The sequence below is a fragment of the Pseudonocardia sp. ICBG162 genome, assembly GCF_020496225.1.
Lineage (GTDB): Bacteria > Actinomycetota > Actinomycetes > Mycobacteriales > Pseudonocardiaceae > Pseudonocardia > Pseudonocardia alni.
Genome location: NZ_JAHLJD010000013.1, coordinates 1,261,331 through 1,286,676, shown reverse-complemented (window position 1 = coordinate 1,286,676; position 25,346 = coordinate 1,261,331). Strand labels below are relative to the sequence as shown.

Genomic DNA, 25,346 nt, shown 5'->3' with positions numbered 1-25,346 from the left:
CGACACCCCCGACGAGACCGCGCTACGGGATCTCCGGGCGCCGTCGGTGATCGACGGTAATCGCGACCCCCGACAGAATCGCCCGGTTTTCGGCGGCCCTGCCCCCGATCGCCCGGTCGAAACCGGATCGGGCCGTGCCCCACCCGAAGCGGTCGACAACGCCCCGAGGGGGCGCGGCCGGGCCCCGGTGTCCGCATGCTTGCCCCGCAGCGACGCGTGGAGCACGAGGGGGAACCGATGGGACCGTGGTCGACCAGGTGGGCCGGGGGCGCGCTCTGCGCGGTGGCGGCACTGGCACTCACCGCATCACCGGCGCTGGCGGAGGACGCACCCGTACCGGAGCCCCCCACGTTCACCAGCACGCTCACCGCGACCCTGACCCCGGACGCGGTCCGCGCCGACGACGGCGCACCGGTGCCCGGCCAGCAGGGTGCGAGCGGGACGTTCACCCTGCGCCTGAACAGCCAGCAGAACATCGTCTGTTACGACATCCGGATGACCGGGGTCACCCCGCCGTTCAGCAGCCCCGCGCGGACCGCCACGCACCTGCAGGAGGGGCAGCCGAACGAGTCCGGCAACCCGCGGATGGTCTTCCCGGACCCGCAGGGCCCGCCCGGCGGCCCGATGACCAGCAAGGGCTGCCTGCAGGGGCCGTTCACCACCGGCGTGATCGTCGGCGGCGTCGACACCGGCACCGGGTTCACGGTCACGGACCTGGAGGCCAACCCGGCCGCCTGGTTCGTCGACACCCACACCGAGCAGTACCGGACCGGCGCGGTGCGCGGGCAGCTGTCCAAGAGCGGCTGACGGCCTCAGCCGGCGCCCCGCGCGGGCGCCGGCGCGGCCGCGGGCGGGCACAGTGCGGCGATGCTCCGCAGCCGGCCCCGCAGCACCGCGTTCTGGTCGAGCTGGGCGACGAGCAGACCCAGCACGTCGGCCGCCGCCTCGACGACGTCGAGCTCGGCGGGCAGCGGGGACCGCCCCGGCCGCGACACCAGGAACAGCAGACCGCGTTCGCGGTCCGGCGCCCGCACCCGGACCGCGACGCCGTGTCCCGCGGAGCGGCCGTCGGGGAAGCCGGTCTCGGCCGGCACGAACAGCCGCGGCCCGGCCGCGTGCAGGACCGCCCGCACCTCCGGCGGCGGGGTACCGGCCGAGAGCCGCTCCACCAGCCACCGGGGCACCCCCGCGGTGCCGGCCAGCTGCCAGCGCCGGCCGTCGAGCAGGTACACCCCGGCGCACTCGGCGTCCAGGGTGCGGGCGAGCGGGCGCACCGCGTCGCGCACCACCGCCGCCGACGTCGCGTCGACCGCACCCGGCTCCGGCGGCGCCGGGTCCGGCTGCGGGAGGTCCGGGACCGCGACGCCCAGATAGCGCTCCAGCTGCTCGGCGGAGTAGCGCCGGTGACCGCCCGGCGTGCGGGACGGGACCAGCAGCGCCGCGCCCTCCGCGGCGAGCAGCGTCGTGCGGCTCACCCCCAGGATCCGGCAGGCCTCGCCGACCGAGAACCAACGACCCGTGTGCATGCGTCCCCCCGATCCCTCGGGAACCGTCCGGGAACGATTCGTCCGGTTCCCACCCGTGGTGTTACACCTCACAGACCGTGTCTGTCGACGACGACGCCCGGCGGAACCGTGCGGTTCCGGACGGTTCCGCACGGTTCGGGGAGGCCACGGTGGTGACGGATCTGGGCGGGCAGGTCGCGCTCGTCACCGGCGGTGCCCGCGGGCAGGGCCGGGAGCACTGCCTCGCCCTCGCCGCGGCCGGGGCGGTGGTCGGGGTGCTCGACGTGTGCCGGGACCTCGCCGTCCCCGCCTACCCGCTCGCCACCGAGGAGCAGCTGGCCGAGGTGGTCACCGCCGTCACCGACGCCGGCGGGCGGGCGCTGCCGCTGGTCGCCGACGTCCGCGACCCGGCGGCCGTCCGGGCGGCGGTCGCCGCGCTCGTCGGGGCCCACGGACGGCTCGACATCGTGGTCAACAACGCCGGCGTCGTCACCAGCGCCCCGTTCTGGGAGCTCACCGACGCCGAGTGGGACGTCGTCGTCGGGGTCAACCTCACCGGGACCTGGCAGGTCGCCCGGGCCGCCGCACCCCACGTCCGCCGGTCCGGGCGCGGCCGCATCGTCAACATCGCCTCGACCGGCGGGATGCGCGCCGTCCCCGAGTTCGCGCACTACGTGGCGGCCAAGCACGGCGTCGTCGGGCTGACCCGGGCGATGGCCATCGAGCTCGCCGGCTCCGGCGTCACGGTCAACGCGATCCTGCCCGGGGCGGTGGACTCCCCGATGCTCGCCGGGCTCGCCGACGAGCTCGGGCTGGCCCCGGACCAGGTGCACAAGCGCTGGCTGCACGACCAGCTCGTCGCCGAGGTGATCGCGCCCGGCGAGATCACCGGCGCACTGCTCTGGCTGCTGGGCGACAGCGCCCGGCACGTCACCGGCCACTGCTTGGCCGTCGACGGGGGAGCACTGGCCCGCTGAACGGCACACGCACGACACGCACGCACGGTTCTCGACGAGGAGGAGCGATGGGACGGTTCGACGGCAAGGTGGTCCTGGTGACCGGAGGGGCCCGCGGGCAGGGCCGGTCGCACGCGCTGGCGTTCGCCCGGGAGGGCGCCGACATCGCGATCTGCGACATCGCCGACCAGCTGGACACGGTGCCCTACGCGATGAGTGCGCAGGCCGACCTCGACCGGACGGTCGAGCTGGTCGAGGAGCTGGACCGGCGCTGCGTCGCGGTCCGGGCCGACGTGCGCGACCGCGCGCAGGTGGAGCAGTTCGCCGAGCGGGCCCGCGCCGAGCTGGGCCGCATCGACGTGCTGCTCGCCAACGCCGGGATCTTCTCCTTCGGCACGGTCGCCGAGATGTCCGAGGACATGTGGCAGCAGATGATCGCGGTCAACCTCACCGGGGTCTACCACGCGTTCCGCGCGGTGCTCCCGACGATGATCGAGCAGGGGTACGGGCGGATCGTCGCGACGTCGTCGATGGCGGGCAAGGTCGGCATGGGCAACATCGCCCACTACGTCGCGGCCAAGTGGGGCGTGATCGGCCTGGTCAAGTCGACCGCCATCGAGGTCGGCGGCAACGGGATCACCGTCAACGCCGTCTGTCCGACCTCGGTCGACACCGACATGATCCAGAACGCGGCGGCCTACGAGCTGTTCCTGCCCGACACCCCGCACCCCACGCGCGACGACGCGGCCCCGGCGTTCCAGTCGATGAACACCGTGCCCGTGCCCTGGGTCGAGGTCTCCGACATCTCCAACACCATGCTCTTCCTCGCCTCCGACGACGCCCGGTACATCACCGGGGAGACCGTCGCCGTGGCCGCGGGGATGAACACCGGCAACGCGGCCTGAGGGGGACGCCATGACGGGACGACTGCAGGGGAAGGTCGCGCTGGTCTCCGGGGCGGCACGCGGCCAGGGCCGGTCGCACGCGGTACGCCTGGCCCAGGAGGGCGCCGACGTCATCGCGTTCGACCGCTGCCGCCCGCTGGACACGGTGCACTACGCCCTGTCCACCCGGGAGGACCTGGAGGAGACCGTGCGGCTGGTCGAGGAGTGCGACCGCCGCGTCGTCGCCCGGGAGGCCGACGTCCGCGACACCGCGGCGGTGCAGGCCGTCGTCGACGAGGGCGTGGCCGAGTTCGGCCGCCTCGACATCGTGTGCGGCAACGCCGGCATCGCCGGGTTCGCCGACAACACCTGGTCGCTCACCGACGACGAGTGGGACGAGATGATCGGGGTCAACCTCACCGGGGTCTGGAAGACCGTCCGCGCCGCCGTCCCGGCCATGATCGCCGCGGGCAACGGCGGCGCGATCGTGCTGACCAGCTCCACGGCCGGGGTGAAGGGGATGAGCCGCACCGGGCACTACGTCGCGGCCAAGCACGGCGTCGTCGGGCTCATGCGCAACCTCGCGACCGAGCTGGCGCCGCACTCGATCCGGGTCAACACCATCCACCCCACCGGCGTGAACACCCCCATGGTCACCAACGACTACATCGGCGGGATCATCGCCGCCGACCCGTCGTTCGGGGCGAACCTGCAGAACATGCTGCCGGTCGAGATGGTCGAGCCGGTCGACATCTCGAACGCGATCGTCTACCTCGCCTCCGACGAGGGGCGCTATGTGACCGGGACGATGCTGCCCGTCGACGCCGGGTTCCTGCAGAAGTGAGCGACCGCCGCGCCGCCGTCGCGCGGGCGGTCGTCGGCCGCCGCCGCGAGCTCGATCTCGTGCTCGCGGCGGTGACCGCGGGCCGCGACGTGATGCTGGAGGGGCCGCCCGGCGTCTCGAAGTCGACGATGCTCCGCGCGATCACCGCGCACTGGGGCGTGCCGTTCGTGCTCGTGGAGGGCAACGCCGAGCTGACCCCGGCCCGGCTGGTCGGCCACCACAACCCGGCCCGGGTGCTGCGCGAGGACTACAGCAGCGACAACTTCGTGGCCGGCCCGCTGGTCTCCGCCATGCAGGACGGCGGGTTCCTCTACATCGAGGAGCTCAACCGGGCCCCCGAGGACACCCTCAACGTGCTGCTCGCCGCGATGGCCGAGCGGGAGCTCACCGTGCCCCGGGTCGGCACCGTCACCGCCCGGCCGACGTTCCGGGTGCTGGCGTCGATGAACCCGTTCGACGACGTCGGCACCGCCCGCATCTCCGACTCGGTCTACGACCGCTGGTGCCGGCTGGTCGTCGGCTACCAGGACGAGACCGAGGAGGTGCAGATCGTGCGCGCCCGCACCGGCGTCGACGACGACGGGCTGGTCGCCGACGCCGTCGCGCTCACCCGGGCCACCCGCGGCCACCCCGACCTGCGGCGCGGGGCCAGCGTGCGCGGCGCCATCGACCTCACCGCGATCGCCGTCGAGCTGCGGGCGCTCGGCAGCCACGACGGCGACCACCCGCGCATCGTGCTCGACGCCGCGCTGCTGGCGCTGTCCGCGCGGATCGCCGTCGACGACGCGTTCGACGGCACCCCGGAGGAGGTGATCATCCGCATCTGGGAGGACCGTTCTTTCTCGCGGCCCGGCGTGCCGCGCCGGGACCGCACCGCATCGACGTCGACAACGCCGTCGAGCTGACCGCACCGGGGGAGCGGACGCCCCTGCGGCGCAGGCCCAAGCAGCTGACCGGGGCGCCGACCCTGTTCGGCGGCACCGGGGCTCCGGTGGTGGTCGAGCGGGCCGTCGACGACCGCGACGGCACCGTGACCGGGCCGGCCGGGGGACAGGGGGTGACGACCACGTCGCGCCGGTCCCGCCGCCGCGCCCTGGACGAGCTGCTGGAGGACCGCCCGGCCGACCCCGAGGTGGGCGCCATGGCGCGGCGCATCGCCCGGCGGCTGTCGCTGCGCAGACCCCGGGACGCGCGGGCGGAGCGGGGCCGCGGCAGCCCGGCGCCGGTGCCCTACCGGTACCGGTCCGACGACATCGACCTGGACCGCACGCTGGAGGTCTTCACCGAGCGCCCGGTCCCCGAGGACACCGACATCGTGGTGCGCGAGCGCACCGGCACCCCGCGTGACGTGGTGCTCGCCGTCGACGTGTCGGGGTCGATGCGCGGGGAGAAGGTCCGGATCGCCGCGGCGACGGTCGCGGCGCTGTCGGCGGACCTGGCCGGGGCGGGGGACCGGCTCGCCGTCGTCGCGTTCTGGTCCGACGCCGCGGTGCTCGCCGCACTCGGCGAGCCGGTGGACCCCGCCCGGCTGCTGGACCGGCTGCAGCGGATCCCGGCCCGCGGGCTCACCGACGTCGGGTTCGGGCTGTCGGTGGCGCACGCCGAGCTGGCCCGGTCACCGGCCCGGCGCCGGATCGCGCTGCTGCTCAGCGACGCGGTGCACAACGCGGGACCGGACCCGCGCACCGTCGCCCGGCGCTTCGGGGAGCTGCACGTGCTCCTGGAGGTCGACGGCGAGCACGACGAACCGCTGGGCCGCGACCTCGCGCGCCGCGGCCGGGGGCGCCTCGCCCGCGTCCGCACGCACCGCGACGTCGCCCCCGGGCTCGCGCGGCTGCTGCGCCGGTGACCCGGGCCGATGAGTCCGGCGCCGCGGCGCGGTCGGTAGGGGGACGGACCCTCGACCCACCGCGGGAGACACCATGACCGGAGCAGCCACCACCACGCCGTCGCCGACCTCGAGCGGGCACCTGCCGGTCGATGGGCTGGACCTGTACCACGAGGTGTACGGCGAGCTCGGGACGTCGCCACCGCTGCTCCTGCTGCCGGGCGCGTTCATGTCCGCCGGCTCGATGGCGGCGTGGGCGGCCGGGCTCGCCGTCGACCGCACCGTGGTCGTCGCCGACATGCAGGGCCAGGGCCGGACACCGGACGTGCCCCGTGCGCTGTCCTACGAGCAGTTCGCCGACGACGCCGCGGCGCTGCTCCGCGGCCTGGGCGTCGACCGGGCGGACGTGATGGGCTACTCGCAGGGCGGCGGCGTGGCGCTGCAGCTCGCGCTCCGGCATCCGGACCTCGTGGGCAAGCTCGTCGTGATGGCCGCGACGTTCCGCCGCGACGGCTGGTACCCCTCCGTGCACTCCGCGATCACGGGGATGGACGCGACGACGCTGGCCGGCTCGCCCGTCGAGACGGCGTTCCTGGAGCACACGCCGGACCCCGTCGCGTTCGCGGCCTGGGTGGAGAAGGTGAAGGTCCTCAACGCCGAGGACCAGGAGATCCCCGACGACCGGATGCGTGCGATCACGGCCCGGTCCATGGTCATCGTCGGGGACGCCGACGGCGTGCGGCCCGAGCACGCGGTGGAGATGTTCCGCCTGCTCGGCGGCGGTGACGAACGGGCCGCGGCGACGGGGATGCTGCAGGAGGTCCCCCGGGCGCGCCTGGTGGTGCTGCCCGCGACCTCGCACATCGGGCTGGTGGGGGAGACGGCGACCCTCGTACCGGCCGTCACCGCATTCCTGGACGACGTCGCACCCGCGACGCCGGACCTGTTCTGACCGCACACGACGAGGACCCCGCCGGATCGTCCGGCGGGGCCCTCGTCGTGGAACGGGTGGTGCTCAGTCCAGGTAGTCGCGCAGCACCTGGGACCGCGACGGGTGCCGCAGCTTCGACATCGTCTTCGACTCGATCTGGCGGATCCGCTCGCGGGTCACGCCGTAGACCTGGCCGATCTCGTCGAGGGTGCGCGGCTGGCCGTCGGTGAGACCGAAGCGCAGCCGGACGACGCCCGCCTCGCGCTCGGACAGCGTCGCCAGCACCGACTGCAGCTGGTCCTGCAGCAGGGTGAAGCTCACCGCGTCGACCGCGACGACGGCCTCGGAGTCCTCGATGAAGTCACCGAGCTGCGAGTCGCCCTCGTCACCGATGGTCTGGTCCAGGGAGATGGGTTCCCGGGCGTACTGCTGGATCTCCAGCACCTTCTCCGGGGTGATGTCCATTTCCTTGGCGAGCTCCTCGGGAGTGGGCTCGCGCCCGAGATCCTGGAGCAGCTCACGCTGTATGCGGCCGAGCTTGTTGATGACCTCCACCATGTGCACCGGGATGCGGATGGTGCGGGCCTGGTCGGCCATCGCGCGGGTGATGGCCTGCCGGATCCACCACGTGGCGTAGGTCGAGAACTTGTAGCCCTTGGTGTAGTCGAACTTCTCGACCGCACGGATGAGGCCGAGGTTGCCCTCCTGGATCAGGTCCAGGAACGCCATGCCGCGGCCGGTGTAGCGCTTGGCCAGCGAGACCACGAGCCGGAGGTTCGCCTCGAGCAGGTGGTTCTTGGCGCGCTCGCCGTCCCGCACGATCCAGCGCAGGTCGCGCCGCAGCTGCGGGGACAGCTTCTCGTTGGACTCGAAGACCTTGCGGATGCGCTCGGCGCCGTAGAGGCCGGCCTCGATGCGCTTCGCGAGCTCGACCTCCTCCTCGGCGTTGAGGAGCGCGACCTTGCCGATCTGCTTCAGGTACGCGCGGACCGAGTCGGCCGAGGCGGTGAGCTCGGCGTCCTTGCGCGCCTGGCGCAGGGCCTCGGACTCCTCCTCGTCCCAGACGAAGTCCGCCGACTTCTGCTGCGACGCCCGGGTGGTCGGTGCCACCCGGTTCTTGCCGGTGTTGGTCTCGTCGTCGGAGTCGTCGTCATCGTCGTCGTCGGACGACTCGTCGGCGTTCTCCTCCTTCGCGGCCTCGGCGAGGTCGGCCTCGATGTCCGAGGCGTCGATCTCGCCGTCCTCGAGGACGACCTCGTCGCCGTCGGCGTCCGGCTCGTCGCCGTCGGCCTTCTTGGTGGAGGCCTTTTTCGGAGCGGCCTTGCGCGGGCCGGTCTTCGGCGCGGCCTTGGTCGCCGTGCCACCCGCCGCGGCGGGCTTGCGGGTGCGCGCGGCCGGCTTCTTGGCGGTGCCGGTCGTCGCCGACGCGGTGCTCGTGGTGCCGGAAGTACGGCGGCTGCGGGATGCGGTACCCGACGTCGGTTCGACGGTCGAGTCGCTGCGTGCTGCGGAGTCTGCGGCTGCCACCTGGGCCCTCTCGCTACGTGCGCTGGAGTCGTTACGCGGCCCGGTCGCGGCGCGCTCGTCGGGGGAGACGAGGCCACGACGGCCGGGATGTCCTGTCCTGCCACCGCCTCGGTCGCCGGCGTCGATGGTGGTCGCCGCGCGTCCCGGAGACGGGGTACGCGTTCCATTGTAACTGCGTACCGGCCGGGGGGACGCACCTCACGCCGCCCCGCGCGTCCGGGTGGCTCCGCACGTGGTCGGATGGGGTGGTGAGCCCGCACGAGAGCAGCGATCCCGCCACCCTGCGCGCCGTCGCCGAGCAGGTCGCGGCCGAGGCCGCGGAGCACCTGCGCGGCCTGCCCGCACCGCACGACGACGGCGTCACGACGAAGTCCTCGCCGACCGACGTCGTCACCGCCTCCGACGCCTCGGTGGAGCGCTTCGTCCGGGACCGGCTCGCGCAGCTGCGCCCCGGCGAGCCGGTGTACGGGGAGGAGGGTGCGGGCGACGCCGCCGCCGCGCGCTGGGTGGTCGACCCGATCGACGGCACCGTGAACTACCTCTACGGGCTGCCCTGGTACGGGATCTCGATCGCCGCCGTCCTCGACGGGGAGGGCGTCGCCGGTGCGGTGTCCGAGCCCGCCTCCGGGCGGCTCTGGTCGGCCGGGCGCGGTCTCGGCGCGACCCTCGACGGGCGCCCGCTGCGCGCCGCGGCGACCACCGAGCTGGGCCAGTCCCTGGTCGGCACCGGGTTCGCCTACCGCGCCGAGCGGCGGGCCCGCCAGGCCCGGATGGTCGCGGCGATGCTCCCCGAGGTCCGCGACGTGCGCCGGGCCGGCGCGGCGTCGCTGGACCTGTGCGCGGTCGCGGCCGGCTGGCTCGACGGCTACCTCGAGCACGGCTGCAACTGGTGGGACTGGGCTGCCGGCGCGCTGATCGCGACCGAGGCCGGTGCCGTCGTGCACGTCGCGGGCAGCCCCGGCGTCCGCGGTCCCGTCGACGGCGACGCCCTCGGCGCCGACGTCACCCTCGCCGCCGCGCCCGGGGTCGCCGCCGCGCTGGCCGCGCTGGCCCGCCGCAGCGGCGCCGACACCGTCTGAGCCGTCCGGACGGCCGCGGCTCAGCAGGTCGCGGCGCGGGCCTGGGCCAGCAGGCCCGGGTCCGCCCGCGGACCGCCCTCGGTACCCGGCGCGGACAGCTGGTCCAGCACGTCGCGGGCCGCGCGGCCCGGTGCGACGTCGGTGAACGCCGACCCGACGACGACGTCGACCACCGCGCCCTGCCGGTCGTCGCGGATCAGCTCGACGCACGGCAGCGCGAGCGCCAGCGTCGACGCGGACGCCGCACCGTCCGGTCCGAACCGCAGCTGCCCGATGCAGTCCAGGTCCCCGTCGGGGAACACGGTGTCGTTGCCCGGCGTACCGGCCTCGCCGAACTGCAGGTCCTTCAGCTCGGCCGACACGAGGTTGGCCTGGCCGCGCTGCCCGCCGGCGTTGCGGACCTGGAACCGGACGTCGTCCGGCGCGGTCGGGGCGGCCGACTCCAGCTCCGTGCGGTCGACCTTCGAGCCGGCCAGGGTCCCCGACGACGGCGCCGGGCAGTTCGTCGACGCCGAGCCGTCGGAGGCGGTGCCCAGCACGACCGCCCACGTGGCCACGGCCAGCACGGCCAGCAGCGCGGTGGTGACCAGGATGGGGCGGGTCCGGCGCCGCTCGTAGGGGCGGTCGCCGCGGGTACGGGTGGAAAGCATCAGAACGACCCTCCGTCCAGGACGTGGTGCCCCAGCGCGACGAGCGGGCCGACCGACCCGTCGAGGCCCTCGGCCATCTCCTCGGGCACCGACCCGGCCCGGACCCGGGCCAGGATCCCGGCGAGCACGACGGCCAGCTTGAACGCGCCGAACCCGACGTACCAGGGCAGCGGACCGGCGTCGAGGCCGGTGCGCGCGGTGTAGCCCTCGACGAGCTCGCGCCGCGTCGGGAAGCCGGGCAGGCCGGTCGGGCTCGGCAGCGGCTGGGCCGCGGACCAGACGGCGTCGTCGCCGTCCTGCTTCCAGTAGACGAGCAGCAACCCGAGGTCGGCCAGCGGGTCGCCGAGGGTGGACATCTCCCAGTCCAGCACCGCGCGGATGCGGCCGGGGTCCTCGGCGTCGAACACGCAGTTGTCGAGCCGGTAGTCACCGTGCACGACGGTGTGCCGCTGCGCGGCGGGGACGTCGGCGGCCAGCCGCTCGGACAGCCGGGTGAGCTCGGCCTCCTCGTCGGCGTCGACGGGGACCGGGTCGTCGCCGTCGCGGGCGGTGGCCCACTGCTTGCCCCAGCGCCGGATCTGGCGCTCCATGAAGCCGTCCGGACGGCCGAAGTCACCCAGCCCCGCCGCGGCCGGGTCGACGGCGTGCAGCGCGGCGAGGACGTCCACGAGTGCGTCGCCCGCGGCGCGGCGCTCCGCCTCGGTGGACGCCCAGCCCTCCGGCAGGTCGTCGAGCGGCACGACGCCGTCGACGAGCTCCATCACGAAGCAGGGGGCGCCGAGCACGTCGCCGTCGTCGGCGGCCAGCACCGCGGGGACGGGCACGGCGCTCGGCCCGAGCGCGGAGATCACGCGCTGCTCGCGGCCCATGTCGTGGGCGGTCGCGGCGACCTCGCCGACCGGCGGACGACGCAGCACGACCGCGCCGGCGGGGGAGGAGACCCGGTAGGTCAGGTTGGACCGCCCGGCGCCGATCGAGGTGAGCTGCGCCTCGCGCCACCGTTCGTCGCCGAGGGCCGTGGACAGCCACGCGCCGACGGTGGCGGGGTCGGCACCGGGCGTGGGCGTGCGGGCGCTCGTCGTCACACCGGGCGACACTAGTGCGCCCGGCGGCGGTGGCGCCCGGGCGACACCCGGCATGATCGGGGGACTCGCTGCGACGCCCGGCGGACGCTGGGCTACCCTCCCCGCCGCCGGTGACGGACCGGCCGCGACAGGACACACGACGGACGAGCCACCCGGGTCACCGGGCCCGGTGAGACCGGCGTCACTCCCGGAGCCGGGCACAAACCCGGTCCCCGCGACGTTCCTCAGCGGCACGCGACGACCAACCGATGCGAAGTACCGCTGCTCGAGGGCCGAATCGAGCAGCACGGACGTAAGGCAAGGGTGAGACCTGATGGCGACCGACTACGACGCCCCACGTCGCAATGAGGCCGACGAGATGGCCGAGGACTCGCTCGACGAGCTCAAGCAGCGCCGCAACGAGGCGCAGTCCGCGGTCGTCGATGTCGAGGAGACCGACACCGCGGAGAGCTACGAGCTCCCGGGCGCGGACCTGTCGGGCGAGGAACTGACGGTGAACGTCCTGCCGAAGCAGGCGGACGAGTTCACCTGTGCGAGCTGCTTCCTGGTGCACCACCGGAGCCGGCTCGCCAGCACCTCGGGCGGACAGTTCCTCTGCCGCGACTGTGCGGCCTGACAGGGCCCGCACGACGGGAGGACCACGACGGGCCCCGGCGGAGTTCCGCCGGGGCCCGTCGTACATCCCGGGTCAGCTCTGCTGGGGGTGCGGCGCCTGCGCGGCGATCGCCGCCCGCAGCGCGTCGGGACGGCGTGTGCTGAGCACCCAGTAGGGCTCGTCACGGCCGGTCGCCTGGACCCGCACCAGCGGCCCCACCCACGCCCGGTGCAGCACGTAGGCCTGCGGGTCGAGGTCGGGGCCCATCGCCTGCTGCTTGTCGGCGCGCGCGACGGTGTCGGTGACCCCGGCCGCGGACAGCGGCAGCTCCCGGCCGTTCGAGATCAGCACGCCGCCGCGGACCGTGGTGCGGCTGCGGCCCATCCACCACAGGACGCCGACGCACAGCGGCACCATCGTCAGGTAGCCCAGCCACGCCCGCAGGCCGGGGTAGCCCATGTGGATCTGCGCGCCCATCAGGACACCGAGCCCGACGGCGAGCAGGTACCACCACACCGGGACGGACAACCGCTCGTCGAACGCAGCAGGGCCAGCCGTCGCAGAGTCGGTCTCCGGAACCCGTTCGCTCACGGGGCCCAGGGTAGCGTCGCCCGCCGTGCCCGGTTCCGTGCCCGCTCCCCCGGACCAGCCGCCGGCAGCAGCGTCCGTCGACGTCCTGCTGACGCGGCTCGACCCCGACGTCCCCCACCCCGCGTACGCGCGGCCCGGGGACGCCGGGGCCGACCTCGTGACGACCACCGACGTGGTCCTCCAGCCCGGGCGCCGGGCGCTCGTCGGGACCGGGGTGGCGATCGCGCTGCCCGAGGGCTACGCCGGGTTCGTGCACCCGCGGTCCGGCCTCGCGGCCCGCTGCGGGCTGTCGATCGTCAACGCACCCGGCACCGTGGACGCCGGGTACCGCGGCGAGATCAAGGTGTGCCTGGTCAACACCGACCCGGACACGCCGGTGGAGCTTCACCGGGGGGACCGCATCGCGCAGCTGGTGGTGCAGCGGGTCGAGACGGCCCGGTTCGTGGAGGTCACCGCGCTGCCCGCGTCGGTACGCGGCGCCGCCGGTCACGGCTCGACCGGCGGGAACGCCGCGCTCGTCGCCGGGGGAGGGGACCAGTAGATGCCGGGACGCGCACGCGGTCGGATGTTCGACATCCGTCCCGAGGACGGGGTCGAGGACACCGGGACGGGTGCCTATCCGGGCTATCCCGGCTACGGCGACTCCGACATCGACGACTACGCCGACCACTACGCCGAGCAGGACGCCCGTCGCGGGGCGCCGCCGGTGAACGGCGCGGCCCCGCGCAACGGCTCCGGACCCGGTGCGCCGAACGGCAGGCCGCCCGCGCCGGGGCGCAACGGCTCCGTGCCCGCCGCCGGCCCCCGCCCGGTACCGGCGAACGGCCGCCCGGCCGGCCCGCGGACCGCTGCCGTCCCCGCCCCCGACGGCCCCGCCGCGGCGACGACGGCGGTGCGCGCGGTCGGCCGCGACACCACCGGCCGTCCCCCGGCCACCGGCGCCTCCGGGCGCCTGCCCGCCCCCGCCCCCGCCGCGCACGACGACCGGGTCGCCCCGGACGGCCGCTGGGACGAGGAGGAGCCGCCGTTGCTGTCGCACCGGGTCGAGGACGACGAGCTCGCCTACGCCCGCGACCGCACCCCGCAGGGCTTCGACGGCGGTGACCCCGACGACCCGTCCTGGGGCCGGCGCCCGTCCGCGCCGCCCTCCGACGACCTCGACGACGACTACGACGACGACGTCGACGACGAGGACGAGTACGACGAGGACGAGTACGGCGTCGGCGACGCCCCGCTCTCGGTCCCGCCGCCCGGCAGCGGCGGCCGCCCGCTGGGCCCGGCCGACGTCGAGGAGCTCGACCCGTCGATGACCGACGCGCTCGCCCGCGTCGACCTCGGTGCCCTGCAGGTCCCGGTGCCCTACGGCGCCGAGCTGAAGCTGGAGCCCGCGGGTGCCGAGCGCCCCCAGGCCGTGCACCTGCTGCTCGCCGAGGGCCGGATCGCGGTGAGCGCGCTCGCCGCGCCGCGGTCGTCCGGTCTGTGGGCGGACCTGTCCGCGGAGATCGAGCAGTCCCTGCGCAAGGGCGGCGCCCGGGTGCGCAACGCCCGCGGCGACTGGGGCCGCGAGCTCCACGCCCGCACCGAGAACGCCGCCTCGGTGTTCGTCGGCTGCGACGGCCCGCGCTGGATGGTCTACGGCGTGGCGACGGCGTCGCTGGAGACCGTCGAGGCCCTCGACGTGGAGCTCCGCCGCGTGCTGCGGGGGATCATCGTCGTCCGCGGGAAGTCGCCGTACCCGCCGCGGACGGTCCTGCCGCTGGAGCTGCCCGAGCACCTGCGCGAGCAGCAGCCCGAGGTCGCGCCCCAGAAGCCCAGCATCACCGTCTCCGTCCCGGCCCCCACCGGCGCGACGGTGGCCGCGGTGCCGTCGGGCACCACCGGCGCGACCCCGGTGCCGTCCGGCCCGGCGACCGGCGCCCGCCCGGTGCCGGCCGCCGCCTCCGCGGAACCGGCGACGCCGGTCGAGCCCGCCCGGCCGGCACGTCCGCGCCGCACCGCGCCCGCCGCCGCCTCCGCGGCCCCGGCCACGCAGCCCCCCGCGGGGCCGGTGGGGCCCCGCCCGTCGGTCGAGGACGCCGACCCGCGCACCCGCGCGCTGCCGCAGGTCCGCCGCCCCGCCGCGGCGGCCCCGGCAGAGGTGCCCGCGGAGCGCACGGAGCTCACCCCCGCCGTCCGCGCCGACGAGTCGCCCGCCGAGCGCACCGCGCTGACCGGCGGCCCGCTGGTCACCCCCGGGTCCGAGGCGCGGCCCGGCCGCCGTCGCGGACGTCCGGTCCGGCCCGACCGGACCGGCGCGAACCGGCTCGGCGGCGCCCCGGCCGGTGCCACACCGGCCGGGGGCATCCCCAGCAGCGCGACCCCGACCGGCGCGATCCCGACCGCGGGTGGCGTCGCGCCCGCGGCCGGCCCGGTCCGGCCCGGGACCGACACCGGCGCGCGCCCGCTGCCGGGCCGCGAGTCGATCCACGCCCCGGCGCCGCTGCACGCGCCGGACCCGGCGCCGTCCGCGGCCGCCCCGGTCCGGGCCCCCGAGCCCGAGCCGGTGGAGCCCCCGGCCCGCCGGGACCCGGCGGTGACCGCGCTGTCGGTCGCCGACCTGCTTGCGGGCGCCGAGGACGACCGGTCCGCGACCCCGCTCACCGGTTTCGGCCGGGGCGCGTCGGCCGGCGACATCCTGGACACCGGCACCCCCGTCCCGGCCTCCGCCCTCGACGACGGCGCCTCCCTGTCCGGCACCGCTCTCGACGGCCGTACGGCTCTCGACCCCGGCACGGCTCCCGGTGGCGGCCCGGCCCTCGGCGGCGGCACCGGCATCGGGGCCGGTACCGGCCCCGTGGACGGTGACGCCGCGGACGGGCGCGAGACGCTCGGCAGTGCGACCACCGCCGGCGGTGTCGCGGGCGGGACCGCACCGGGCACCGGTGGGGCGGGCCGCCGCTCCCGGCGCGACCGCGCCGCCGACGCCACCCGCGTCGATGCCGCGGACCTGCTCGCCGGGCGCACCCGGGACACCCCGGCCGCCACGCCCGGACCGGCGGCGCAGCCCACCGGGGCCATCGAGGACATCCCGCTGTCGGACGTGCCGCTGATGGAGGCCACGCTCGACCGGCTCCCGGCCCCGCCGGAGCCCGCCGCACCCGCGCCCACCCGTCGTCGGCGGGGCGCCCGCCCCACCGCGGACGCGCCCGGCCACACGGCACCCGCCGACCCCACCCCGGACGACGACGGCTGGCTGTCCGCCGAGATCGCCGCCAGCCGCCGCTCCGGCCGGCACGGCGCGGGGGCGGGCACCTCGGTGGCCGACCTGCTCGCCGCCGTCGCCCTCGACGCCCCCGCGGGCGGTGGACGCCGCCGCGAACCCGACGCCGCCCCCGCCTCCGGGAGCGGCACCGCGGGTCCCGCGCCCGCCGGTTCCGCGCTCGCCGGTTCCGCGCCGCTCGGCGCGGACGCCGACGAGGGCCGGGGGACCGGTGCCGGACACCGCGCCGACCCGGCGCCCGCATCGCCCGGCCCTGCATCGCCCGGCCCCGCGTCGCAGAACCCCGCAGCGCCGGACCCCGCAACGCCGGGCCCGTCCGGCCGGGGAGCGGACGACCCGGCGGAACCGGGCCGGTCGGAACCGGGCCGGGCCGAGCCGGGCACGAACGGCCGGGCCGCGCCGGGCCCGGGCGGGGACGACCTGTTCCGGGCCGCGGGCGACGCGGGCCGCCCCTGGCACGGAGGCGGCCCCACCTCGGCCGACGAGGCACGCAGCGCCCTGCAGGACCTGCTCCGCAGCGCGTCGGCCGACCGCGGACCCGACGCCGACGGTCCGGGTGCCGACCGCACCAACGGGCACGGCGGCGTCACCGGCCTGGCCGACTACCGGGCCAGCCGGGCGGCCGCCGGACGGGCCGCGGCCCGCGCCGCCGAGGACCCCGCGGACGCGGACCCGGCCCGCACCGGCACCGCGGACGACGACACCGACGACGTCCCCGGCGCACTCGACGCCGGCCGCGCCGCGGGCGGGTCCGGGCTCACCGGCCAGTGGTCGTCCGGTCGGCGCGCGGGCGGCACCGGTCCCCGCGACCTCGGACGGCACCGCCGGGACTGAGCGGGAGCGCGGTGGGCGCGGGTGTCCGGTACGCCCGGCCCGCGCCCGCCCGCCGACCACCGGGCGCGGCCCGGGAACCGGTCGGCGGGGCGGCGACCGGGAGGTCAGGGCCGCCACGGGCACAAACCGGAGCGTCCGCGCGTTACGCTCTCGGCGCCACCACGACACCCTGTCGGGTCGCCACGCGAGTGCGGGTCACCGGAGGGTCCGGTGACCCCGGGCCGGTACCGGATGCGGGCCGAGGAGAGACATGGGCAGCACGGATGGCGGAGCGTTCCGCCGGATGCTCCGCAAACTCACCAGCGACGTCGACGAGCTCGACGCGCGCGATCTCGCCGAGGACGTCGAGGAGACCGGGGCACGCCCGGCCCGCGACTGCGCCTGCGGCGAGGAGGTCACGATGCTCGGCCGGATCCGCAGCGTCGACCTCTGTCCGCAGAGCGCCGACGCCACGCTGAAGGCCGAGCTGTTCGACGGCACCGACGGCGTCACCCTGGTCTGGATGGGCCGGCGCAGCATCCCCGGTATCGAGGCCGGGCGCACCATGCGGGTCCGTGGCCGGATCTCGGTCCGCGACGGTCGCAAGGTGCTCTACAACCCGTACTACGAGATCTGCCAGGCGCAGTGACCCGCGGGACCCTCGCGGCCTGCTCCTGAGCCGACGGATCGGACCGGCTTGAACGACCACCACCACGACGCCCCGACCACCCGGATCCCGCGAGTCCCCGACGTGGACCCGCAGGACCGGACCGCGCCCCTCGGCCGGCCGGTGACGGCACCGGCGCACGCCGCCGGGCCCGAACCGGACCGGTCCGGGCCCGCGGCGCCACCGGCCACGGACGCGGGCGGCGAGGCTCCGACCCCCACCCTGCTCGAGCAGATGGGCGGGGTCACCGGGATCGTCGCCTCGACCATCCCGGTCGTGGTGTTCGTCGTCGCCAACATCCTCGGCGACCTGCGGACCGCGCTGTACGCCGCGATCGGGGCCGGGGTGCTGGTGCTGGTCTGGCGCCTGGTCCGGCGCGACCCGGTGATGCCGGCGATCTCCGGCCTGCTCGGCGTCGGGGTGTGCGCGCTCGTGGCCAGCCGGACCGGCGAGGCCCGCGGCTTCTACCTGCCCGGTCTGCTCTACAGCGGCGCCCTCGGGATCGTCGCGCTGGTCTCGATCATCGCCCGCTGGCCGCTGGCCGGGGTGATCTGGCACGGCATCAACGGCCACGGCACCGAGTGGCGCCGGGACCCCCACCTGGTCCGCGCCTACGGCTGGGCCACCGCGGTGTGGGCGACGACCTTCCTCGCGAAGGTCCTCGTGCAGGGCGGGCTGTACCTGGCCGACTCCGAGACCTGGCTGGGCGTCGCGCGGCTCGCGATGGGCTACCCGCTCACCGGGGTCGCGATCCTGGCCACGATCCTCATCGTGCGCCGCGCCGAGCGCGCCCGCACCGCGACCGCCTGACCCGCACCGGCGCGCGGGACACCCGCGCGCCGGTCCCGGGCGGGGTCACATGAGGGCGGCGCGGATGTCCTCCTCGACCGCCGTCGTCGCCACGAACAGCAGCTCGTCGCCGCCCTCCAGGGCGTCGTCGGGCTGGGGCACGATCACCCGGCCGCCGCGCAGGATCGTCACCAGCGCCGAGTCCGTCGGCAGCTCCAGCACCCGCACCGGCCGCCCGGCCAGCGGCGTGTCCTCGGGCAGCGTCACCTCGACGAGGTTCGCCTGCCCCTGGCGCAGCGTCAGCAGCCGCACCAGGTCACCCACGGCGACGGCCTCCTCGACCAGCGCCGCCAGCAGCCGCGGCGTCGACACCGCGACGTCGACGCCCCAGTTCTCCCCGAACAGCCACTCGTTGCGCGGGTCGTTCACCCGGGCCACCACCCGGCGGACCCCGAACTCGGTCTTCGCCAGCAGCGAGACCACCAGGTTGACCTTGTCGTCGCCGGTCGCGGCGATCACGACGTCGCAGCCCTCGATGCCGGCGTCCTCCAGCGAGGACAGCTCGCAGGCGTCGGCGTGCACCCACTCGGCCTCGGGGACGGAGTTGGGGTCGATGTGGTTCAGCTCGCGCTCGATCAGCATGACCCGGTGGTCGGACTCGACCAGCTCCAGCGCGATGGACCGCCCGACGGCGCCCGCCCCCGCAATCGCGACCCGCATCAGTCCTCCTCGGGCGGCGCCGCGGCGGCCGCCGTCACGTCGCTGACCGTGCCCGAGACCGCCGCCACGTAGACGGTGTCCTCGTGCTGCACGGTGGTGTCCTTGGTCGGCAGCACCCCGGTGCCGAACCGCACGATGAACGCGACCCGCGAGCTCGTCGCCCGCTCCAGGTCGCGGATCGGGCGTCCCACCCAGTCCTCGTGCAGCGGCAGCGGCAGGACGGCCACGGTGCCGGTGGGCTCGCGCCAGGCGGTGGCGACGCCGTCGGGCAGCAGCATGCGCAGCAGCCGGTCGGTCGTCCACGGGACGGTCGCGACCGTCGGGATGCCCAGACGCTCGTACACCGCGGCGCGCTTGGCGTCGTAGATCCGGGCGACGACCTTGCCGACGCCGTAGCTCTCGCGCGCCACCCGGGCGGCGATGATGTTGGAGTTGTCCCCGGAGGAGACGGCGGCGAACGCGTCGGCGGACTCCAGCCCGGCCTCGTCGAGGACGCTGCGGTGGAAGCCGAAACCGACGACCTGGCGCCCGCGGAAGTCCGGGCCGAGCCTGCGGAAGGCCTGCGGGTCGCGGTCGATCACCGCGACCTCGTGGCCGAGCCGCTCCAGGCCCGAGGCCAGGGACGCGCCGACGCGGCCACATCCCATGATCACGACGTGCATGGCGTCAGGGGTCCTTCCGCCGGGTGGGGAGCCCGGGATGTACGATTCGTTCCTTCTGTACGGACGGCGACGGGGACGCCGACGACGCGGAGTGAACGCTATCGCGAAGCGCAACGGAGCGGGGGCATAGGCTGCGCCCCGTGTCCAAGCTCGCCGTCGCTCTCAAGCGGCTCGTGGTCGGACGACCGCAGCGCAGCGACCGCCTGACCAGCACCCTGCTCCCGAAGCGGATCGCCCTCCCCGTGTTCGCCTCCGACGCCATGTCGTCGGTCGCCTACGCCCCCGAGGAGATCTTCCTGACCCTGTCGGTCGCCGGGGTCGCCTCCTACGCGATGTCGCCGTGGATCGGTCTCGCCGTCGTCGTCGTCCTGCTGACGGTCGTCGCCAGCTACCGGCAGAACGTCCACGCCTATCCCTCCGGCGGGGGTGACTACGAGGTCGCGACGGTGAACCTCGGCAAGAACGCCGGGCTGACCGTCGCCAGCGCCCTGCTGGTCGACTACACCCTCACGGTCGCCGTCTCGATCTCCGCGGCCGCGGCGAACATCGGTGCGCTGGTGCCGTTCGTCGCCGAGCACAAGGTGCTGTTCGCGGTGTCGGCCATCGCCGTGCTCACCGCGATCAACCTGCGCGGCATCCGCGAGTCCGGCACCGCCTTCGCGATCCCGGTGTACGCCTTCGTCATCGGCGTCGCGACGATGATCATCTGGGGTCTGACCCGGGTGCTGATCCTCGGCGACTCCGTCCGGGCGGAGAGCGCGGACCTGCACCTGGTCGCCGAGGGCGACGCGTTCACCGGCCTGGCGCTCGTGCTGCTCGTGCTGCGCAGCTTCACCCAGGGCGCGGCCGCGCTGACCGGCGTCGAGGCCATCTCCAACGGCGTGCCCGCCTTCCGCAAGCCCAAGTCGAAGAACGCGGCGTCGACGCTGCTGCTGCTCGGCGCGATGTCGGTGTCGCTGTTCATGGGGCTGATCGCCCTGGCCCAGCTCACCCACGTCCAGATCGCCGAGGACCCGGCGCGCCAGTTCCCCGACGCCCCGCCCGGCTACGAGCAGCACACCATGATCGCCCAGCTCGCCGACGCCGTGTTCGACAACTTCCCGCCGGGCTACTTCTTCGTCATCGTCATGACGGCGCTGATCCTCGTCCTCGCCGCGAACACCGCGTTCAACGGCTTCCCGGTGCTCGGCTCGATCCTGTCCCAGGACCGCTACCTGCCCCGTCAGCTGCACACCCGCGGCGACCGGCTCGCGTTCTCCAACGGCATCGTCGCGCTCGCGCTGTTCGCGATCCTGCTGGTCGTCGGCTTCCAGACCGAGGTCACCCGGCTCATCCCGCTCTACACCGTCGGCGTGTTCGTGTCGTTCACGCTGTCCCAGGCCGGGATGGTCCGGCACTGGAACCGGGAGCTCGCGCTGGACCCCTCGGCGTCCGAACGCCGCCGGATGCGCCGCGCGCAGTCGATCAACGGGTTCGGCGCCTGCATGACCGGCGTCGTGCTGATCACGGTGCTGATCACCAAGTTCACCCTCGGCGCCTGGATCGCGATCGTCGCGATGGCCGGGTTCTTCGTGCTCATGCGGCTGATCCAGCTGCACTACGACCGGGTCGCGGCCGCACTCGTCGCCGACGAGTCGGACGACGTGCTGCCCTCGCGCAACCACGCCGTCGTCCTGGTCTCGACGCTGCACAAGCCGACCCTGCGGGCGCTGGCCTACGCCCGGGCGACCCGGCCGGACATCCTCGAGGCCGTCACGGTCAACGTCGACGACTCCGACACCAAGAAGCTCGTCGAGCAGTGGCACAAGCGGAACCTGCCGGTCCCGCTGAAGGTCGTCGAGTCGCCCTACCGGGAGATCACCCGGCCCGTGCTGGACTACGTCAAGCGCATCCGCAGCGACTCCCCGCGCAACGTCGTCACCGTCTACATCCCGGAGTACGTCGTCGGGCACTGGTGGGAGCAGGTGCTGCACAACCAGAGCGCGCTGCGGCTCAAGTCGAGGCTGCTGTTCCAGCCGGGGGTGATGGTGACCAGCGTGCCGTGGCAGCTGCCGTCGTCGTCGCGCACGCGGGCGCTGTCGCCGCTGCAGGCGCCGGGGGCGTCCCGCCGCGGCTACCCGGGCATGGAGCAGCTGCCCGGCGAACGCCGCGACGGCGCGGGCGTCGGGACGGGTGGCGGCACCCCGTCCGCACCCCGGGTGACGAAGAAGGAGAACCGGTGAACGCCGACACGGCGACCGACTGGACCGACCGCATGCTGGAGCTGCGGGTCGGCCCCGTCGCGCACGGCGGCCACTGCGTGGCCCGCGACGGGGACGGTGGCCGGGTCGTGTTCGTCCGGCACGCACTGCCCGGTGAGCTGGTCCGCGCGGTGGTCACCGACGACCCGGGCGGGGCGTTCTGCCGCGCCGACGCCGTCGCCGTGCTGGAGGCGTCCCCGGACCGGGTCGAGCCCGCCTGCCCGTGGGCCGGGCCCGGTGGCTGCGGCGGCTGTGACTTCCAACACACCGACCACGCCACCCAGCGCGCCCTGAAGACGACCGTCCTGCGCGAGCAGCTGGAGCGGCTCGGCGCCGGCGCCGCGGTCGTCGCCACCGCCGACCTCGCCGCCGTCGAGGTCGAGGAGCTCCCCGGTGGTCCGTTCGGCTGGCGCACCCGGGTGCGGCTGGCCGTCGACGACGACGGCGTCCCCGGCCTGCGCGCCCACCGCAGCCACGACGTGTGCGAGATCGGCGACTGCCCGCTCGTCCCGGCCGGCGCGCTGCCGCCGGTGCTGGAGCGCCGCTTCCGGCCCGACTCCGAGCTCGACGTCACCGTCGTCGGCGACGGCGCCGCCCGGGTCGGCTCCGGCGCGACCGTGCACGCCGCGGACCGCACCTGGGAGCTGTCGGCCGGCACGTTCTGGCAGGTCCACCCGGCGCTGCCGGACACCCTCGCGTCCGTCGTGCGCGACTGGGCCGACGCCCCGACCGGTGGTGTCGCCTGGGACCTCTACGGCGGCGTCGGGCTGCTCGGCTCGGTCCTCGCCGACCAGGTGGGGGAGTCGGGGACGGTGCTGGTCGTCGAGTCCGCCGCGTCCGCGGTCGCCGACGGCGCCTCCGCGCTCGCCGACCTGCCGCAGGTCCAGTTCGTCCGCGGCCGCGCCGAGCGCGAGATCAGCCGGCTCGGCCCCGACCCCGACGTCGTGGTCACCGACCCGCCGCGGGCCGGGCTCGGGAAGGCCGCGGTGCGTGACCTCGCCGCCCGCGCCCCGCAGCGGATCGTGCACATCGCCTGCGACCCGGCCGCGCTGGCCCGCGACCTGTCCCTGTTCGCCGCCGCCGGGTACCGCACCGCCGCGCTGCGGGCGTTCGACGCGTTCCCGATGACCCACCACATGGAGGCGGCCGCCCTGCTGGAGCGGATCCCGGGGTGACCACCGTCGTCCAGCTCTCGGACCTGCACCTCGGCCGCCCGGACACCGACGGCCGGGCCGCCCGCGCCGTCGCGGGGGTCCGGGCGCTGGACCCGGCGCCGGACGTCGTGCTCGTCACCGGCGACCTCGCCGACGACGGCGCCCCCGAGGCCTACGCCTCCGCCGCACGGCTGCTCGACGGCCTCGGCGCGCTGCACGTGCCCGGCAACCACGACGACCGCGCCGCGATGGCCGACGCCGTCGGCCCGGTGGGCGACCGGCTGCACCGCACCGGCGGGACCACCGTCGCGCTGCTCGACACCCTGGTCCCCGGGGCACCGCACGGTGCGCTGTCCGACGCCGCGGTCGCCCTGCTCGCCGAGGCCGTCCGGGACCCCGCGCCGCTGCTGGTCGCCCTGCACCACCCGCCGGTCGCGGTCGGGCACCCGGTCCTCGACGGGATACGGCTGCTCGAGGCCGGTGTGTTCGAGGCCCTGCTCGCCGCGCGCAGCGACCCGACGCTGGTGGTGTGCGGGCACGTCCACACCCCGCTGGCGACGACGGTCGCCGGGCACCCGCTCGTCGTCGCGCCGTCGGTGGCGCCCGCCCTGCGCTGGCCGGACGTGCCCGGGAGCGGGGGGAGCGACCCCGTCCCGGCACCGGGCGGGGTGCTGCACGTGCTCGGGGACGGGCCGCCGCGCAGCCGGTTCCTGAGCTGGCCGGTGTGAGGCGGGTCGGCTGCCGGGAGCGGCCCGGAACCCGCTAGGATCGGTTCACAACAGAATGCACTGAATTGCTTTCGCCCTCGTATTCCAACTGGCAGAGAAAGCGGTCTCAAACACCGTACAGTGTGGGTTCGAATCCCACCGGGGGCACCATTCTCCGGTCCGACCGACGTGTCGGCCCACGGCTCCGGGCGCCGCGTCCCGGGGTGCATCCACCTCCTGGCCTGCAGGTCTCCTCCGGGGACCGTGGTCGGGCACGCGCACCGGATCCGGCTCGGGCACTGGCAGCGCGACATCGTCGACGCCCACCCCGACCGCTTCCCGCGCGGCCTGTTCCCTTCCGACGGCCGTCACACCACGAACCGTGTCCGGTCCCGCCGGTCCGACGGTTCCGTGCGCGGGTACGCCGATCCGCGCCGGTTCCTCGGCGCCACCCCCGATGACATCGTGCGGCTCGCCGAGGCGGCCCCGGACCGGACGGGGATCGCGCACCGGCGGGCGCCGCGCGACCTCGCCGTCGGTCGCGCGAGGTGACGCCGTCGCCGCGCTGGACGCCGCGATCGGCCTGACGGCGTGAGCGCCGCCGCCCCTGTCCGATCGGACGGGTAATGCGGTCGACGGAGCGTGTTTCCGCACACGAAAGGCCGAAGTGGTTCGGCTGTGCACCCGTACCGCCGGTAGCCTGGGCGCTCCGGACACCCCACTGACCGATGAAGGAGTTCTCCGGTGACCGACAACGTTCCCGCAGAGACGCCGGCCGAGGACGGCCCGCAGCCCGGGTGGCGGGTGCTGGTCGTCGAGGACGAGGCGCTGATCCGCATGGACCTGGCCGAGATGCTCTCCGAGGAGGGCTACCGCATCGCCGGTGAGGCCGGCGACGGCGAGGCCGCCATCACCCAGGCCCGCGAGCTGAAGCCCGACCTGGTGATCATGGACGTCAAGATGCCCAAGAAGGACGGCATCGAGGCGGCGTCGACCATCGTCGAGGAGAAGATCGCGCCGGTCGTCATGCTGACCGCGTTCAGCCAGCGCGAGCTGATCGAGCGCGCCCGCGACGCCGGCGCCATGGCCTACCTGGTCAAGCCGTTCGCCCGGCACGAGCTGGTCCCGGCCATCGAGCTCGCCGTCTCCCGGTTCGCCGAGAAGAAGGCGCTCGAGGACGAGGTCGCCTCGCTCAACGAGCGGTTCGAGACCCGCAAGGTCGTCGACCGGGCCAAGGGCCTGCTCATGACCGCGCAGAAGATGTCCGAGCCGGAGGCGTTCCGCTGGATCCAGCGGACCGCGATGGACCGCCGCACCACGATGAAGGCGGTGGCCGAGGCCGTCGTCGAGGGGCTCGCCCCGGCGAAGTCGTCCTGACCGACGACCACCCGCGACCACGACGAGGGGCCCCGCCGGTACCGGCGGGGCCCCTCGTCGTCACGGCAGCGGTCAGGCGACGCCGAGGTAGGCGTCCTTGATCGCGGGGTCGGCCAGCAGGTCGGCCCCGGTGCCCGACCGGACGATCCGCCCGGACTCCAGCACGTAGGCCCGGTGGGCGCGGGACAGCGCCTGCTGGGCGTTCTGCTCGACCAGCAGCACGGTCACGCCCTGCCGGTTGATCTCGGAGACGATCCGGAAGATCTGCGCGATGAACTGCGGGGCCAGGCCCATCGAGGGCTCGTCGAGCAGCAGCAGCCGCGGCTTGGCCATCAGCGCCCGGCCGATCGCGAGCATCTGCTGCTCGCCACCGGACAGGGTCCCGCCGACCTGGGAGCGGCGCTCGGCGAGCCGCGGGAAGAGCTCGAAGATCCGGTCGAGCTCGGCGGGCAACTCCTTGCGGTCCCTGCGCGTGTAGTACTA

The 25,346-nt window shown here is 75.3% G+C and carries 24 protein-coding genes, 1 tRNA gene and 2 pseudogenes; 19 read left to right on the top strand and 8 right to left on the bottom strand.

The window, feature by feature from the left end:
- The first annotated feature begins 237 nt into the window (after window positions 1-237).
- Window positions 238-807, top strand: coding sequence for a CHRD domain-containing protein (locus KPL60_RS09030; RefSeq protein ID WP_226356445.1), 570 nt, complete (start codon window positions 238-240; stop codon window positions 805-807).
- A gap of 5 nt (window positions 808-812) precedes the next feature.
- Here the strand turns inward: KPL60_RS09030 and KPL60_RS09025 are convergent, their stop codons facing one another.
- On the bottom strand, window positions 813-1,526 hold the full coding sequence (locus KPL60_RS09025; protein WP_226365524.1) for a helix-turn-helix domain-containing protein: 714 nt from the start codon (window positions 1,524-1,526) through the stop codon (window positions 813-815).
- Between the two features lie 149 nt (window positions 1,527-1,675).
- Between KPL60_RS09025 and KPL60_RS09020 the strand changes: the two genes are divergently transcribed.
- From KPL60_RS09020 to KPL60_RS08995, 6 genes are all read left to right on the top strand, one after another.
- On the top strand, window positions 1,676-2,482 hold the full coding sequence (locus KPL60_RS09020) for an SDR family oxidoreductase (protein WP_226365523.1): 807 nt from the start codon (window positions 1,676-1,678) through the stop codon (window positions 2,480-2,482).
- Between the two features lie 47 nt (window positions 2,483-2,529).
- Window positions 2,530-3,366: a mycofactocin-coupled SDR family oxidoreductase gene (locus KPL60_RS09015; protein ID WP_226365522.1), complete on the top strand. Its 837-nt coding sequence runs from the start codon at window positions 2,530-2,532 to the stop codon at window positions 3,364-3,366.
- A 10-nt stretch (window positions 3,367-3,376) separates the two neighbouring features.
- Window positions 3,377-4,189, top strand: coding sequence for a mycofactocin-coupled SDR family oxidoreductase (locus tag KPL60_RS09010; protein ID WP_226365521.1), 813 nt, complete (start codon window positions 3,377-3,379; stop codon window positions 4,187-4,189).
- The gene (locus KPL60_RS09005) at window positions 4,186-5,094 is read left to right on the top strand and encodes a MoxR family ATPase (RefSeq protein ID WP_226365520.1); all 909 of its coding nucleotides are present in this window, start codon (window positions 4,186-4,188) and stop codon (window positions 5,092-5,094) included. The genes KPL60_RS09010 and KPL60_RS09005 overlap by 4 nt, the downstream gene beginning before the upstream one ends.
- Before the next feature lie 86 nt (window positions 5,095-5,180).
- Complete coding sequence (locus KPL60_RS09000; protein ID WP_226365519.1) at window positions 5,181-6,038, top strand: VWA domain-containing protein; 858 nt, start codon at window positions 5,181-5,183, stop codon at window positions 6,036-6,038.
- Window positions 6,039-6,111: 73 nt separating this feature from the next.
- Window positions 6,112-6,969, top strand: coding sequence for an alpha/beta fold hydrolase (locus KPL60_RS08995; RefSeq protein ID WP_226365518.1), 858 nt, complete (start codon window positions 6,112-6,114; stop codon window positions 6,967-6,969).
- Between the two features lie 63 nt (window positions 6,970-7,032).
- Here the strand turns inward: KPL60_RS08995 and KPL60_RS08990 are convergent.
- Window positions 7,033-8,493, bottom strand: a pseudogene (locus KPL60_RS08990) (RNA polymerase sigma factor); the annotation flags it as partial.
- A 230-nt stretch (window positions 8,494-8,723) separates the two neighbouring features.
- Here KPL60_RS08990 and KPL60_RS08985 point away from each other — a divergent pair.
- Window positions 8,724-9,554: an inositol monophosphatase family protein gene (locus KPL60_RS08985; protein WP_226356454.1), complete on the top strand. Its 831-nt coding sequence runs from the start codon at window positions 8,724-8,726 to the stop codon at window positions 9,552-9,554.
- Window positions 9,555-9,574: 20 nt separating this feature from the next.
- On the opposite strand, the gene cei is transcribed toward KPL60_RS08985, so the two are convergent.
- Window positions 9,575-10,204: an envelope integrity protein Cei gene (gene cei, locus KPL60_RS08980; RefSeq protein WP_226356455.1), complete on the bottom strand. Its 630-nt coding sequence runs from the start codon at window positions 10,202-10,204 to the stop codon at window positions 9,575-9,577.
- The gene (locus KPL60_RS08975; protein WP_226356456.1) at window positions 10,204-11,289 is read right to left on the bottom strand and encodes a phosphotransferase family protein; all 1,086 of its coding nucleotides are present in this window, start codon (window positions 11,287-11,289) and stop codon (window positions 10,204-10,206) included. Before KPL60_RS08975 ends, cei begins: the two co-directional genes overlap by 1 nt.
- A gap of 313 nt (window positions 11,290-11,602) precedes the next feature.
- Here KPL60_RS08975 and KPL60_RS08970 point away from each other — a divergent pair, with 313 nt between their 5' ends.
- The gene (locus KPL60_RS08970; protein ID WP_010223990.1) at window positions 11,603-11,905 is read left to right on the top strand and encodes a DUF4193 domain-containing protein; all 303 of its coding nucleotides are present in this window, start codon (window positions 11,603-11,605) and stop codon (window positions 11,903-11,905) included.
- Between the two features lie 72 nt (window positions 11,906-11,977).
- Here the strand turns inward: KPL60_RS08970 and KPL60_RS08965 are convergent, their stop codons facing one another.
- Window positions 11,978-12,475, bottom strand: coding sequence for a DUF3093 domain-containing protein (locus tag KPL60_RS08965; RefSeq protein WP_226356457.1), 498 nt, complete (start codon window positions 12,473-12,475; stop codon window positions 11,978-11,980).
- Between the two features lie 25 nt (window positions 12,476-12,500).
- On the opposite strand from KPL60_RS08965, the gene dut reads away from it, so the two are divergent.
- The 4 genes from dut to KPL60_RS08945 all read left to right on the top strand — a co-directional run bounded on the left by dut (window position 12,501) and on the right by KPL60_RS08945 (window position 18,024).
- Window positions 12,501-13,016 carry a dUTP diphosphatase gene (dut, locus tag KPL60_RS08960; RefSeq protein WP_226356458.1) on the top strand — a complete coding sequence of 172 codons (516 nt, stop codon included), beginning with the start codon at window positions 12,501-12,503 and terminating at the stop codon, window positions 13,014-13,016.
- A gap of 24 nt (window positions 13,017-13,040) precedes the next feature.
- Entirely contained in the window at window positions 13,041-16,568 is a 3,528-nt protein-coding gene (locus KPL60_RS08955) for a DUF3710 domain-containing protein (RefSeq protein WP_226365517.1), read from the top strand.
- Between the two features lie 250 nt (window positions 16,569-16,818).
- On the top strand, window positions 16,819-17,196 hold the full coding sequence (locus tag KPL60_RS08950) for an OB-fold nucleic acid binding domain-containing protein (RefSeq protein ID WP_020622832.1): 378 nt from the start codon (window positions 16,819-16,821) through the stop codon (window positions 17,194-17,196).
- Window positions 17,197-17,244: 48 nt separating this feature from the next.
- The gene (locus KPL60_RS08945; RefSeq protein ID WP_226365516.1) at window positions 17,245-18,024 is read left to right on the top strand and encodes a DUF3159 domain-containing protein; all 780 of its coding nucleotides are present in this window, start codon (window positions 17,245-17,247) and stop codon (window positions 18,022-18,024) included.
- A 45-nt stretch (window positions 18,025-18,069) separates the two neighbouring features.
- On the opposite strand, the gene KPL60_RS08940 is transcribed toward KPL60_RS08945, so the two are convergent.
- Window positions 18,070-18,723 carry a TrkA family potassium uptake protein gene (locus tag KPL60_RS08940; RefSeq protein WP_226356461.1) on the bottom strand — a complete coding sequence of 218 codons (654 nt, stop codon included), beginning with the start codon at window positions 18,721-18,723 and terminating at the stop codon, window positions 18,070-18,072.
- A complete protein-coding gene (locus tag KPL60_RS08935) occupies window positions 18,723-19,385 on the bottom strand; it encodes a TrkA family potassium uptake protein (RefSeq protein WP_226356462.1) in 663 nt (220 codons plus the stop codon). Before KPL60_RS08935 ends, KPL60_RS08940 begins: the two co-directional genes overlap by 1 nt.
- A 140-nt stretch (window positions 19,386-19,525) precedes the next feature.
- Between KPL60_RS08935 and KPL60_RS08930 the strand changes: the two genes are divergently transcribed.
- The 6 genes from KPL60_RS08930 (at window position 19,526) to KPL60_RS08905 (ending at window position 24,863) form a co-directional block, all read left to right on the top strand.
- The gene (locus KPL60_RS08930; protein WP_226365515.1) at window positions 19,526-21,607 is read left to right on the top strand and encodes an APC family permease; all 2,082 of its coding nucleotides are present in this window, start codon (window positions 19,526-19,528) and stop codon (window positions 21,605-21,607) included.
- Between the two features lie 32 nt (window positions 21,608-21,639).
- A complete protein-coding gene (locus KPL60_RS08925) occupies window positions 21,640-22,800 on the top strand; it encodes a class I SAM-dependent RNA methyltransferase (protein WP_226366057.1) in 1,161 nt (386 codons plus the stop codon).
- Entirely contained in the window at window positions 22,797-23,507 is a 711-nt protein-coding gene (locus tag KPL60_RS08920; protein ID WP_226365514.1) for a metallophosphoesterase, read from the top strand. Before KPL60_RS08925 ends, KPL60_RS08920 begins: the two co-directional genes overlap by 4 nt.
- Window positions 23,508-23,580: 73 nt before the next feature.
- Window positions 23,581-23,657: transfer RNA gene (locus KPL60_RS08915), tRNA-Leu, on the top strand.
- Between the two features lie 93 nt (window positions 23,658-23,750).
- Window positions 23,751-24,038: a hypothetical protein gene (locus tag KPL60_RS08910; RefSeq protein WP_226365513.1), complete on the top strand. Its 288-nt coding sequence runs from the start codon at window positions 23,751-23,753 to the stop codon at window positions 24,036-24,038.
- Window positions 24,039-24,230: 192 nt separating this feature from the next.
- On the top strand, window positions 24,231-24,863 hold the full coding sequence (locus KPL60_RS08905) for an ANTAR domain-containing response regulator (protein ID WP_062402721.1): 633 nt from the start codon (window positions 24,231-24,233) through the stop codon (window positions 24,861-24,863).
- 72 nt (window positions 24,864-24,935) lie between these two features.
- On the opposite strand, the pseudogene KPL60_RS08900 reads toward KPL60_RS08905, so the two are convergent.
- A pseudogene (locus tag KPL60_RS08900) lies at window positions 24,936-25,292 on the bottom strand (ABC transporter ATP-binding protein); the annotation flags it as partial.
- Window positions 25,293-25,346 lie beyond the last annotated feature (54 nt).